Below are 14,293 nucleotides of genomic sequence, written 5' to 3'. Positions count from 1 at the left end.
GACAATCACTCCTTACGGTATCTACTTAGGTTGGACTTCTTTCATGTGGTATGCTTCGACTTTATCTCCAACTTTAATATCATTATAGTTTTCAATTGTCAAACCACACTCGAAGCCTTGTTTAACCTCTTTAACATCATCTTTAAAACGCTTTAGACTACCAAGCTCTCCATCATAAATCACAACATTATCTCTAATCAGACGAACTTTGCTATCACTTTTTACGTACCCATCAAGAACCATTCCACCAGCAATCGTTCCAACTTTAGAAGCTTTATAAATTTGTCTTACTTCGACATTACCAGTAACTTCTTCTTCATAAGTTGGATCAAGCATGCCTTTCATTGCAGCTTCCACGTCATCAATGGCGTTATAGATAACTTGATAAAGACGAATATCAACCTTATCAGTTTCAGATTGAGCTTTAGCTTGCGGAGTAGGACGGACATTAAAACCAATGATGATGGCATTACTTGCTTCAGCAAGTGCAACATCACTTTCGTTCACCGCACCAACAGAGGCATGAATAACGTTAACCTTAACTCCCTCAACATCGATTTTTTTGAGGCTTCCAGCTAAGGCTTCCACTGATCCTTGTACATCAGCTTTAATAATTACGTTAACCTGTTTCATATCTTCTTGTTTCATTGAATCAAACAAGTTATCAAGAGTAACACGGTTATTTTGCTTCCGTTCTTCGATTTGAGCTTCTTTAGCTCGTTCTTCTCCAGCAGCACGAGCAGTCTTTTCGTCATTAAAGACAACAAAACGATCACCGGCTTCAGGAACATCATTTAACCCCGTAATTTCAACTGGAGTTGATGGTTTAGCATTCTTGATTTCTTTCCCGTTCTCATTAGTCATGGTTCGAACTCGACCAAAAGTGTCACCAACAACGATTGGATCCCCAACGTGCAAAGTTCCTTGTTGAACCAAAAGGGTAGCAACAGGACCCTTACCCTTATCCAATCTTGCTTCAACGACTGAGCCAGCTCCATTTTGTTTTGGATTAGCCTTAAGTTCAAGCACATCGGACTGAAGTAAGATCATATTTAACAATTCATCAACATTAGTTCCATTTTTAGCAGAAATATCAACAAAAATCGTATCTCCACCAAAATCTTCAGGAACCAATCCATAGTTCATCAATTGCTCTTTAACATGTTGTGGATTGGCATTCGGCTTATCAATTTTATTAACTGCAACAATAATTGGAGTTCCCGCTGCTTTAGCATGATCAATTGCTTCAACAGTCTGTGGCATAACACCATCATCAGCTGCCACTACCAAAACAGTCACATCGGTAATGTCAGCACCACGAGCTCTCATGGCAGTAAAAGCAGCATGTCCTGGAGTATCAAGGAAGGTAATGGTCTTATCGCCATGTTTTAACTGATAAGCACCGATAGCTTGAGTAATTCCACCGGCTTCACCTGCTGTAATGTGTGAATGACGAAGATAATCTAGTAACGTGGTTTTACCATGATCAACGTGTCCCATGATGGTAACAACGGGTGGACGGCTTTCTTGGTAATCGGTGTTATGCTCTTCTTCATTAAAGAACTTGTCAATATCTGATACATTAACATTTTCTTTTTCTTTAGCTTCGATCCCATAATCGGTGGCAAGAAGTTCAATGGCATCCTTATCCAAGGATTGATTCTGATTAACCATCATTCCCAGCATAAATAATTTTTTAACAATCTCTGCTGGTTCCCGATGCAGTAACTTACCAAGATCCTGCGCATTCATACCATCCTGATAGATTAAAACTTTAGGTAATGGACGACTCTTACGGGTTGGCGCCGCATTCTTTTTGTGATTCTGACGAATTCGTTGATTCTTAGAATACATATTATAACGATTATCGCGACGCTTATTACGCTTCTTGCCCTTTTTATTTTTGTTGCGGTTCAAACTACCACCAAATTTTCCACTTCCGTTATTATGTGGCTTAGAAGTATTATTAACCGGCTTCTTGCTTGCACTATTTGCAGTTGTAGAACGATTACTATTCGCATGGGCCGCATTTTGACTATTATTCGTGTGCGAATGTTGACTATTTTGATGATTGTTGTGATTAAAATGATTACCTGAATTCTGATTCCGGTGCTGACCGTTAGTATGAACACCATTGCTATGAGCATTTTCTGGACGCTGATTACTTGTTTGCCCATTATTTTGATGTTTATTTACTTGTTTATGTTCAGAATTACTTGGTCGATGTTGATTGTTAGAATGATTGCTTCTACCAAAATGATTGTTATTCTGACCATTTTCATGTTTTGAAGTATTGTGACCATTACTTCCGTTATGGGAGTCAGCAGTCTTTTTTGCTGGAGCATGCCGTTGTTCACTTCCACTGGCCGCTTTCTGACTATTCTTAAGCGCGCCTCGGACGGTCTTCTCCTGATTTGAATCAAGCGATGACATATGGTTTTTAACCGTAAAACCATTTGACTTAGCAGTGTCAATCACACGTTTACTAGGTATATTAAGCTCTTTGGCTAATTCATAAATTCTTTTTTTGGCCATATAATCACACTCCTTTACTTGTATTATTTTAATTCTTTAAATTTTTTCGAAAATCCTTTATCCTTAATCGCTACGATTGATCGTTTCATCCCAATCGCGTCGCTAAGATCATCTTTAAGCATACCAGTATTAACTGGAACTTCATAGAATTTACTTTTATCGAGAAACTTCTTTTTGGTACTTGCACCACAGTCTGATGCAATAAACAGGTAATTAATCTGTCCCTTTTTAATTGCATTCAAGACAATCCCCTCACCTGAGATTATTTTACCAGCTCGTCTTGCAATTCCCAATAAGTTTAAGACTTTATTATAATTTGTCATTATCAATCAATTCCTGTCGAGCCTGCTTATGGTCGACGTAACTAATAAGTTCATCATAAAAATCATTTGTTAAAGTTACATCAAAAACTTGATCAAGGATTTTATCCTGCTTGGCTTTTTTGGCAATTGTTACGTCAATCTTTACGTAAGCTCCTCGACCAGATTTTTTCCCAGTTGGATCGACTGACACATTACCCTCTTTATCACGAACAATTCTTACTAATTGTCGTTTAGGTGCCATTTCACCCGACACCACATCTTTTCGCATTGGCACTTTTCTTTTTCTCATAACAGTACCTCCTCAAAAATTATTCCTCGTTTTCGTCTTCATTTGATGAAACATCATCAGTAGAATGATTATCTTCACTGTCACTTTCGTCAGTGCCATCCATTTCTGATTCGGATTTAATGTCAATCTTGTATCCAGTCAGTCTAGCGGCTAACCGTGCGTTCTGACCACGTTTCCCAATTGCTAACGACAACTGGTCGTCTGGAACAACAACGGTGCAAGAACGATCGTCTCCATCTTTAAAAATAACGTCAATAACGTCAGCGGGTTTCAATGCATTGGCAATGTACTCAGCTGGATTCTCATCCCATTGGACAATGTCCATATTTTCTCCACCAAGTTCATTTACAATTGTTTGCACTCTGGTTCCTCTAGGTCCAACACTAGTTCCCACTGGATCAATATCAGAACTATTAGAACGAACAGCCACCTTAGCACGGTCGCCGGCCTCCCTTGCAATCGAGACAATTTCAACTGTTCCATCATAAATTTCGGGAACTTCTTGTTCAAAGAGTCGTTTTAGCATTCCAGGTGCAGTTCGACTTACAAAAATTTGTGGTCCCTTTGAGGAATTTTCAACGTTTGTAACATACACTTTTAACTTGTCCTGTGGACGATAAGTTTCATTTGGCATCTGATCATTTTTAGCCATCACGGCCTCAACTTGACCAAGGTTCATATACACAAAACGACTATCTTGACGTTCTACTTCAGCAGTTACAAGTTCATCTTGATACTTACTGTACTTGTCATAAACGGTCTCACGTTCAGCTTCACGAACCCTTTGAGTAATAACTTGTTTAGCGGTTTGGGCAGCAATTCTTCCAAAGTTCTTTGGTGTAACTTCAAATTTAATTTCGTCACCAAGTTCGTATCCTTTATTAATCTTTAAAGCTTCATCCAAACTAACTTCCAAACGTTGATCTTCCACTTTATCAACGACTTTTTTGACGGCGTATACATGGATACTTCCAGTTTTTTCGTCGAAGTTAACTTCGACGTTCTGAGCCTGATCAAAGTTACGTTTGTAAGCCGAAGACAATGCTGCTTCTAAGGCATCGATCACAACCTCTTTTTTTACGCCCTTTTCTTTTTCAAGTTGATCAAGCGCACTTACTAATTCTTTACTCATTTTAATCTCCTAACTAAAATTCAATTGCTAATCTAGCTTTTGAAATTAATTTTCGCGGAATTTCAAGTTCACTAATTCGCGTTTTATCTTTAATTGCTAACGTTAATTTATCATCATCAACACTTTTGAGGGTTCCCTCAAAAGACTTTTTCCCATTGAGTTTTTGATATAAAGAAACGTGGATATAATCACCAATTGCATTTTGATAATCAGACTCCCGTTTTAATGGCCGTTCGGCACCTGGCGAAGACACCTCTAAGAAGTATGGTTCGTCAAATGGATCTGGATCCAATTCATCAAGTTTTTCACTTAACTGATCACTAACCAAAACACAGTCATCCAAACTAATTCCTTGGTCTTTATCAATATAAACTCGCAAATACCAGCTTCCACCCTCTTGAACATACTCAATGTCATAAAGGTAAAAATTGTTATCATCTAAAATCGGTTGAACGGTTTTAGTAACTCTATCAATAACTTCGCTCAAATACTTTACCTCCTAAAAAATACCAATAAAAAGAGCGAGCATCCCTGCTCACTCATCAGAAGAGTTTATTATTACTGGTATAACTATACCATATAACCCAAATAATATCAAAGAGCCCTAGATATCAAACAGACTTAACTGATTTTCATCGGGTAATTCACTTAAGACTCCATTTTGGGTCATAAATTCAATAATGGTTTTAGAAACTTTACCACGTTTAGCAAGATCTTCCTTTGAAATAAATGGCTTATCTTCTCGAGCCGCCACGATTTGTTTAGCAACGTTTAAACCTAATCCAGGAATTGCTCGAAATGGTGCGATTAATTTTTTACCATCAATTAACCACTCAGAAGCGTCCGAGCGATTAATGTCGACCATCTCAAATTCATAGCCCCGCTCCAACATTTCATTGGCAATTTCCAAAACAGTCAAAAGATTTTTCTCTTTAGTGGATGCTTCGGTCCCTTTATCGTTGATTGCCTTAATGCTTGATTTAACTGCTTCTTTTCCATGACTCATAGCCACAATGTCAAAATCATCAGCCCGAACAGAAAAGTAAGCGGCATAGTAAACGAGTGGAAAATAGACTTTAAAGTAAGCCACTCTTAGTGCCATTAACACATAAGCAGCCGCATGAGCTCGCGGAAACATATACTTAATCTTTAAACAAGAATCAATGTACCACTGTGGCACACCCACGTCTGTCATCTTATCCTGCCATTCATCTTTAATCCCGCGGCCGTGTCTGACTTGTTCCATCACTTGAAATGAAGTTTCTGAATCTAATCCCCAGTTGATCAAGTCGGTCATGATATTATCACGACATCCAATCACATTCGCAATGGTAGCCGTCCCATCCTTAATCAGTTCTTCAGCATTTCCTAACCAAACATCGGTCCCGTGTGACAACCCAGAGATTTGCAATAATTCAGAAAAATTACTTGGTTTAGTTTCTTCAAGCATTCCCCGCACAAAACGCGTCCCAAATTCAGGAATTCCAAGTGTCCCTGTCTTTGAAAAAATTTGTTCAGGACTCACACCAAGAATCTTAGGACTAGCAAACAATGACATCACACCCGGATCATCCATTGGAATCGTTGTCGGATCAACTCCTGATAAATCTTGAAGCATTCTGATCATCGTTGGATCATCATGTCCCAAAATATCAATTTTTAAAATATTATCATGGATGGAATGAAAGTCAAAATGAGTCGTTTTCCATGCCGCATTTTGATCTTCGGCCGGATATTGTATTGGAGTGAAATCATAAATATCCATGTAATCTGGAACAACAATGATTCCTGCCGGATGCTGTCCAGTAGTTCTTTTAACACCAGTTGCACCCTTAGAAAGTCGATCAATTTCAGCATTTCGAAAACGTTTCCCGGTGTCCCGTTCATAAGCCTTTACGTATCCGTAAGCTGTTTTATCAGCAACGGTTCCAATCGTTCCGGCCCGATATACATTCTTTTCACCGAACAGAACCTTGGTATAATTATGCGCAATTGGTTGGTAGTCTCCAGAAAAGTTTAAATCAATATCCGGGACCTTATTTCCCTTAAATCCTAAGAAAGTTTCAAAGGGGATGTTGTGCCCATCACCAACCATAACTGTTCCACACTTTGGACACTTTTTATGTGGTAAATCAAATCCAGAACTATATTCACCTTTAGTGAAAAATTGCGAGTACTGACATTTAGGACAACGATAATGGGGAGGAAGTGGATTAACTTCAGTAATTCCAGACATAGTGGCAACTAAACTCGATCCAACTGAGCCCCTAGAACCTACTAAATATCCATCCTTGTTACTTTTAGAAACTAATCTTTGAGCAATTAAATAAATAACAGAGAAGCCGTTTCCAATGATACTTTTCAGTTCCTTATCAAGACGCTTCTGGACAATTTCAGGAAGCGGATTGCCATACAAACGATGCGCTGTATTCATCGTTCGATCTCTAATTTCGTCCTTAGCACCCTCCATTTTTGGTGTATACAACTTGTCTTTTAAGGGTTTTACATCATCAATTTCGGAAGCAATTTTATTAGTATTATCAACTACAATTTCTTCAGCTTTATCTTCACCCAGAAAATTAAAATCTTTCAACATTTCATCAGTGGTCCGAAAATGGAGATCGGGTAATTCTTGGCGATTCAGTGGGTTAGCTCCACCTTGAGAATTAATCAAGATCTTACGATAAATATAATCATGAGGATCGAGATAGTGAGCGTCACCAGTTGCTACTAACGGAATGTCTAGCTCATGGGCAATTTCATACATATTACTAATAATTTCTTGTAACTTACCCCGATCACTAATTAATCCTTGGTCGATTAGTGGCTGATACGCTGCTTGAGGCTGAACTTCAAGATAATCGTAAAACTTAGCCTTATCCAGTGCCTCTTTTTTACCCTTTTGCATCATCGCTGTGAACACTTCGCCACTCGAACAGGCCGATCCAATCAATAGACCATCCCGAAACTTCTTAAGCTGACTCCTAGGAATTCGAGGAACCCGATAATAATAATCAACATGAGCAAGTGACACCAGTTTAAACAGATTCTTTAAACCAGCTTGAGTTTTCGCCAGGATAATCGCATGGAATGGACGAGCATGCTTATAAGCATCATGTTCCTCCATATGATCATTAAGCTGATTGTGATACTGAATGTTATATTTATCTTCAGCCTCTTTTAAAAAAAGATAATTTAAATGACCAGTTGATTCTGCATCATAAATCGCACGGTGATGGTGCTCTAATGAAACGTCAAACTTTTTAGCTAACGTGTTTAATCGATAACTCTTAAAATTAGGATATAGAAAACGTGCCAACGTCAAAGTATCAATAATTGGATTACTAATCCGACTCATACCATGGCGTTCGTAACCAGTATTCATGAACCCAATATCAAAAGTAACGTTATGTCCTACAATGATTGCATCACCACAAAACTCACGGAACAACTTAAAGACTTCTTCTTCAGACTTAGAACCAGCCACCATATCATTGGTAATTGAAGTTAAATTGGTAGTTTGTTCAGACAATGGGAAACCAGGATCAATGAACTCTTCAAACTGTTCAATCACATTGTTATTTTGCATCTTTACAGCTGAAAGTTCGATAACCTTATCGTAAATTGCTGATAAACCAGTGGTTTCAACGTCAAAGACAACGTATGTAGCATCCTTTAAAGCAACATGTTTATCGTTATAAGCAATTGGTTCACCATCATCAACGACATTTGCTTCCATTCCATAAATCATTTTAATATCGTTATCAACTGCAGCATGATAGGCATCCGGAAAGGCTTGCACGTCGTCGTGATCAGTAATGGCAATTGCGGGATGACCCCATTTTTTGGCGCGACTAACATAATCACTAATCGAATTAGTAGCGTCCATCTGGCTCATGTTAGAGTGTAAGTGCAGCTCAACCCTTTTTTTATTTTCAGGGGCAGTATCTTTTCTTTCTTCGTGTTTAATTGGATTAATATCATAAGCATTAAGTGTCAATTCATGAGAGTAGTTATCTTCTTGAATGCTTCCACGGACTTTAACCCAATCTCCTACATTTAATGATGCAAATTCTTGTTCTTCGTCATCATTTTTGGAGAATTTTTTAACAACAATTGACGAAGAATAATCAGTAACCTTTAAAATCATCAATTGGCGGCCAGATCGTAATGATCGAATTTCTTTATCAAAAACATATCCACTAACCACGGCGGAACGTTCCTCTTCGGTTATGTCCACCATCTTAGTAATATCAACATCATCTTTGATTTTCTTTCCAATCATTTTAGAATGCTTACTTGGATGTGATTTGCCTGAGGAATTCTTTAGAGCCTGCATCGCCTTTTGAGCCAACTCAACGTCACGTTGTTGTTTCTTTTTCTTTAAATCATCTATTTTTTCTTGAGATGCTGTAGTATCAATCATGGTATGAATGGAAAATTTAGGAAATCCAACTCTTTGATAAGTTGATTCAATTGGTCCCAAAGCATTACCATTTAAAAAATCTTTGACGATTTCATTTTCAGCAAGAAAGGTAACTCGGTCATCAATCAGTTTTGGTAAATTATTATTACATAATTCATGCGTTAAATTTGAAGTAATTCCAGCGTGATTTACAACCCATTGCCAATAATCACCAAGCTTACGATTATCAAAACCACTATTCTTAGTTTTAATCTCGAAATCTACCTTAGCAATCCCATCGAAGGCCACACCCAAATGATGAACAAATTCTATAAACTTTTCGTAAGGCATAATCTCTGGTAGTACCAAATGAAAATGCCATCGATTTGATTTCTGATGGACATCGATTTTGTCAATTTCAGCATTTTGAAAGTAAGATTGATCAGCTGAATCTTCTAATTTAATTTGCTGAAGTAATTTACTAAATAATTCTTTTTTATTTAAACTCACTTTGATCCTCTCTTTCATTAGTTTAAAAAAGACCAGTTAAAACCTGGTCTTTAATTTAAATCTCTTTAGACAAAATATCAATTGTATTACTTAAATCATCTTGTTTAGTCTCAATCGTTTCGCCAGTTTTACGAATTTTAACTTCTACAATTCCTTCATCCGCCTTTTTGCCGATTGTAACCCGAATTGGAATTCCAATAAGATCAGAATCAGCAAACTTAACCCCGGCACGTTCCTTACGATCATCAACCAAAACAGATAGTCCTTTTGATTCCAATTCTTTTTCAATTGAAGATGTCATCTCTAATTGCTCATCATTTTTAACATTCGTTGGGATAACATGAACATCATATGGAGCAATTTCTTTTGGCCAAACTAATCCATTTTGATCAGCTTGCTGCTCTGAAACTGCCGACAACAAACGACTGACACCAATTCCATATGAGCCCATGACAACCGGGATATTACGACCATTCTGATCGAGAATATCAGCACCCAATGTTTTGGAATATCGTGTTCCCAATTTGAAAATATGACCAATTTCAATTCCCTTGGTAAACTTCAATACTCCGCTACCATCAGGAGAAATGTCTCCTTCTTTAACTAAATGAAAATCCCCAAAGTCTTTTACTTGGTAATCACGGTCGTAATTAACGTTTTTATAATGCTTCCCGTTTTTGTTAGCCCCGGTAACACCATTACTAATACCTTTAACATACTGATCAGCATAAACAGAAACGTCATCTGGAACATTAATTGGTCCAACCGATCCGGGTTTAACGTCTAAGTATTTAGAAACCTCAGTTGGGCTAGCAAGTTCTGCCGAATCAGCATCAAAATAATTCTTAACCTTTGTTGGATTAATTTTTTGGTCTCCCCGAATCAAAATCATTACTGGCTTACCATCAACGATATAAAGTAAACTTTTAATAATCTGATCTTTTTCAACATCAAAGAACTTACTAACTTGATTAATGTTATTAACATCTGGAGTGTCAACTAATTCCAAATCATTTAATTCTTGATGTCCCTTTTGATCAACAAACATATTCGTTGCCATCTCCAGATTAGCAGCATAATCACTATCATCCGAATAGACAATCGTATCTTCACCAACCGCAGCAGGAGCAGAAAATTCTTTTGAATCGGAGCCACCCATTGACCCAGAATCACCAATGATGGTCCGATAATTTAACCCAATCCGGTCAAAAATTCTCTGAAACGCTGCTTCCATTTGTTTATAAATCTTATCCAAATCATCATCATCTTCAGAAAAGGAATAGACATCGAGCATAATAAACTCTCGACTACGCAACAATCCATAACGTGGCCGATCTTCATCACGATACTTAGGTTGAATTTGATATAAAATTAAAGGAAGCTTTTTATATGATTTGATATTATTTTTAATTAGATCTGTAAAAGTTTCTTCATGTGTAGGACCCAAAATAAAATCCGTATCATGTCGATTTTTAAATTTAAATAGTTCGGGACCATAAGTGTCATATCTACCCGAATCTTTCCATAATTTAGCTGGAATAACTGTGGGCATCAACATTTCTGCTGCATCGGTTTTATCTAATTCTTCACGAACAATTTTTTTGATGTTTTCAAGCACGCGATATGCCAGTGGTAAATATGCATACATACCTGCCGAAACCTGCCTAACGAATCCAGATCGAACTAGCATTTTATGACTAAGAGCTTCAGCTCCCGCTGGATCTTGTTTTAAAGTTGGTATCAATAATTTTGACTGTTTCATTTTATAACCCCTAAAGTTTTATCGAATAAAGTATCGCTCAATATCATTCCAAGTTACCAGTACCATCAATACTATCAGAATGGCAAAACCAATGAGCGTAATGATCGTTTCCGTTTTTTCCGAAACTGGTTTTCTTCTAATTGCTTCCACAATATTTAATAATATTTTACCACCATCCAAGGCTGGAATTGGTAACACATTTACAATGGCTAAATTAATGGATAAAAATGCTAAAAAGCTCAACAGTCCTAAAAAACCGCCCTTGGATGCGTTAGACGTCTCCGCAAAAATGGCAACTGGACCACCTAAGTCATTTAAAGAAAAATGGGTAAACATTGAACCCAACACACCAAACAATTCAGTTGTCATATCCCAGGTTCGAGTAAATCCAGAAAACAACTTAGCTGAAAAACTAGTGTCCATCGCCTGCTGAACTCCAATCATACCAACTTTTTGCTTCTGAATGGTTTTGGCTTTGGTCGTCATTGAAATATTTTTAACTTTTCCATCATGCTTAACCGTTAAAGTTACTTTTTTATCTGGGCGCTTCTGAATCAACGTGCCGATATCATTCCACGTGTTGGTTTTGTGACCATCAACAGCCAAAATATTACTATTATTTTGCAGACCAGCTTTTTTCGCAATTGAAACTTGTGGCGACAGGTTAACCTTGTTTGAGTTATTAGGAACTCCACCTTGCATGAAGGACAAAAGCATAAATGCCAAAATTGCCAAGACAACGTTGTTAAAAATTCCCGCGCAATTTACCAAAAGTCGTTTATACAAGGGTGCTGACTGAAATTGAACGTCAACCGGCGCGATTTGAACCTCGATCCCATCTTTTTCAATAATAGTAGCATCGTGATCAACAGAAAACTTTTTTTTCTCAGAATCATCACCATTTTCGTATCCTTCAATCCAGAGACCCCCTTCTAGATCGGATCCCGACACATCTAGTGGTATTCCTTGAAACAGTTGGCTTTTATTACTCAAATCAATTCTAGTAACAACACCTTTGCTATTAGTTTGAAGCCGAACTGGAGTCCCTGGCTGAATTTCTTCATCCTCATCATCACTACTTCCAGCCATTCGAACATATCCACCAATAGGCAGTAATCGTAGTGTATAAGTCGTGTGATTATGTCGATAGTAAAACAACTTGGGACCCATTCCAATTGAAAATTCACGGACCATGATTCCTGACATTTTAGCCACGATAAAATGACCAAATTCATGAACAAAAACTAATATTCCAAAAATGATTATGAAACTAATGATTGTAATTAACAATAAAGACCCAGTCCCTTCCAGATATTACACAATTCCAAATAAATGTAGTAGTGGTAGAACAAATAATAAACTATCGAATCGATCTAATATTCCACCGTGGCCTGGCAAAATCTTGCCGGAATCCTTAACTCCATAATAACGCTTTAAAGCTGACTCAACTAAATCACCAAATTGACCAAAAATGGAAAGAACAATCGTAATAAAGAACATACTTACAGTACCAATCCCATCAATTGGGAAAAAGCAGACAAAGATTGTACACAAAATGGCTGCTAGTGCTGTACCGCCAATCGATCCCTCCCAAGTCTTATTAGGAGAAATATGAGGTGCCAATTTGTGCTTTCCAAATGCCTTTCCAAAAAAGTAGGCACCAGAATCAGTTAACCACACAATAAATAGAGCGTACAACAGGGTTGTTAATCCATCAGTCCGGGCTTCAATAAAGTAATGAAATCCAAACCCAATGTACAAAATTGCCAAGGTAAAGACTCCAGCGTCATCAAAATTGAACTTATTTTTAGAAAATACGGTAAATAACATCAATAACATTATTAAAATGTAAATTGCAAATGGAGGCTTAATCCACAATGGTAAAAATGATAACCAGTTTGTCGGGATAATCATAGCAATTGTCGCAACAAACGCAATTAGTGTCTCTGGAGACACTAAAAGTCGTTTTTTCATAATAAAAATTTCTGCTAGAGCAATCAAACCTAACACGATAGCGGCTAAATCAATCCATATTCCACCAGCAATGATAATCGGTATAAAAATAATCAAAGCAATAACCGCTGTGATAATTCTCTGCTTCATAATAAATCTCCTATTTTGCGTCCAAACCACCAAATCGACGGTGACGCTGTTGAAATTGTATAATTGTTTTTTCTAGATCGGCAGGTGTGAAATCAGGCCAGTACTGATCAACAAACTCTAATTCACTGTATGCAATTTGCCATAACAAAAAATTAGAAATCCGTTCTTCACCACTAGTTCGAATCAATAAATCAGGATCAGAATATTCACCCAAAAAAGCGGTCATCAAATGATCTGAAATTGTCTGATCAGAAATTCCATCAACATTTATATTACCCCTTTTTACATTTTGCGCAATTTCCTTAACGCCACGCACAATCTCGTCACGACCACCGTAATTTAAAGCAAAATTCAAAACCATCCCGGTACAATCCTTAGTATCACCAATTGCGTCATAAACTGCTTTTTGGGTTCTTTTAGGTAATCCAGAAATGTCACCAATTGTCGTAACCTTAACATTATGTTTAATGAGGCTCGGAACAAAATCATCAAAAAATTTAGCTGGCAAACTCATCAAGTAGCCAACTTCCTTTGCGGGTCGCTTCCAGTTTTCAGTAGAGAATGCGTATAACGTTAATACTTTAACCCCAAGATTACTTGCTTTGGTAGTAATATCTTTTACTACTTCCATTCCGCGCTTATGGCCAGCAATTCTAGGTAAGTGTCTTTTTTTTGCCCAGCGCCCGTTTCCATCCATAATTATTGCAATATGATTAGGAATGTTTTTTATATCCAGTTCGTTAGTCATTTGAGTACCTCAATACTTTTACATAAATAAAGGATGAGAGAATCCTCATCCTTTTACTTTACTAATTTCCATTCTCCACGACCTGCGTCAACCAAAGTATTAAAATACTTTAAAATCTTATTAGCGTCTTCTGGGCTCTGTTCCCCGAGTTGATTCAATCCCTCACCCGTTGGGATTGGCTCTGACAGATCTGTAATCTCGTTTCCATTCTCAATCGTCGCTTTTGAGAAAGCAATAATCCAGTCATTTTCGATCAAGGGAGAAACTACAAAAAATAAGTTAAAGTCATCATTAATATAAGCGGGCATCACGTACACACTATCTTGAATTTTCTGTAATTGATTACCATCATAGTCCAGTGCACGCAGGTTTCCTTCGTTAACTGGCTGTTTCAAACGAAATGCCATGTGATCAAACTCAGGTGTGCCCGGTGTTACTTCTTTTTCGTTATCATTATCATCAGCCATTAGAAAAACTCCCCATTTT

General features: G+C 37.4%; 11 protein-coding genes. All 11 read right to left on the bottom strand.

All coding sequences use genetic code 11. The annotated features are described in order from the left end of the window. Nucleotides 1–21: 21 nt before the first annotated feature. A complete protein-coding gene (gene infB / locus AC6UDB_RS02630) occupies nt 22–2,535 on the bottom strand; it encodes a translation initiation factor IF-2 (protein WP_500709081.1) in 2,514 nt (837 codons plus the stop codon). Between the two features lie 23 nt (nt 2,536–2,558). Next, a complete protein-coding gene (locus AC6UDB_RS02625; protein WP_500693840.1) occupies nt 2,559–2,858 on the bottom strand; it encodes a L7Ae/L30e/S12e/Gadd45 family ribosomal protein in 300 nt (99 codons plus the stop codon). Next, nucleotides 2,845–3,147 carry an RNase P modulator RnpM gene (gene rnpM / locus AC6UDB_RS02620; protein WP_500693841.1) on the bottom strand — a complete coding sequence of 101 codons (303 nt, stop codon included), beginning with the start codon at nt 3,145–3,147 and terminating at the stop codon, nt 2,845–2,847. Before rnpM ends, AC6UDB_RS02625 begins: the two co-directional genes overlap by 14 nt. A 19-nt stretch (nt 3,148–3,166) precedes the next feature. Next, nucleotides 3,167–4,279: a transcription termination factor NusA gene (gene nusA / locus AC6UDB_RS02615; RefSeq protein WP_500695578.1), complete on the bottom strand. Its 1,113-nt coding sequence runs from the start codon at nt 4,277–4,279 to the stop codon at nt 3,167–3,169. 13 nt (nt 4,280–4,292) lie between these two features. Then, nucleotides 4,293–4,766, bottom strand: a complete 474-nt coding sequence (gene rimP, locus AC6UDB_RS02610) for a ribosome maturation factor RimP (RefSeq protein WP_500695577.1) — start codon at nt 4,764–4,766, stop codon at nt 4,293–4,295. Between the two features lie 117 nt (nt 4,767–4,883). Further along, nucleotides 4,884–9,194 carry a PolC-type DNA polymerase III gene (locus AC6UDB_RS02605; RefSeq protein WP_500709080.1) on the bottom strand — a complete coding sequence of 1,437 codons (4,311 nt, stop codon included), beginning with the start codon at nt 9,192–9,194 and terminating at the stop codon, nt 4,884–4,886. Nucleotides 9,195–9,249: 55 nt separating this feature from the next. Continuing rightward, entirely contained in the window at nt 9,250–10,956 is a 1,707-nt protein-coding gene (locus AC6UDB_RS02600; protein ID WP_500693845.1) for a proline--tRNA ligase, read from the bottom strand. 18 nt (nt 10,957–10,974) lie between these two features. Then, nucleotides 10,975–12,246, bottom strand: a complete 1,272-nt coding sequence (rseP, locus tag AC6UDB_RS02595) for an RIP metalloprotease RseP (RefSeq protein ID WP_500701138.1) — start codon at nt 12,244–12,246, stop codon at nt 10,975–10,977. Nucleotides 12,247–12,270: 24 nt separating this feature from the next. After that, nucleotides 12,271–13,059, bottom strand: a complete 789-nt coding sequence (locus AC6UDB_RS02590) for a phosphatidate cytidylyltransferase (protein ID WP_500709079.1) — start codon at nt 13,057–13,059, stop codon at nt 12,271–12,273. Nucleotides 13,060–13,069: 10 nt separating this feature from the next. Further along, nucleotides 13,070–13,807 (bottom strand): undecaprenyl pyrophosphate synthase, encoded by a 738-nt coding sequence (gene uppS, locus AC6UDB_RS02585; RefSeq protein WP_500709078.1) that lies wholly within the window; start codon nt 13,805–13,807, stop codon nt 13,070–13,072. A gap of 53 nt (nt 13,808–13,860) precedes the next feature. Further along, nucleotides 13,861–14,274 carry a hypothetical protein gene (locus AC6UDB_RS02580; RefSeq protein WP_500709077.1) on the bottom strand — a complete coding sequence of 138 codons (414 nt, stop codon included), beginning with the start codon at nt 14,272–14,274 and terminating at the stop codon, nt 13,861–13,863. Nucleotides 14,275–14,293: the final 19 nt, after the last annotated feature.

This window comes from Fructilactobacillus sp. X3R2C1 (assembly GCF_059901235.1).
The sequence above is the reverse complement of the archived record's forward strand: the minus strand, read 5'-3'. Positions and strand labels throughout refer to the sequence as shown.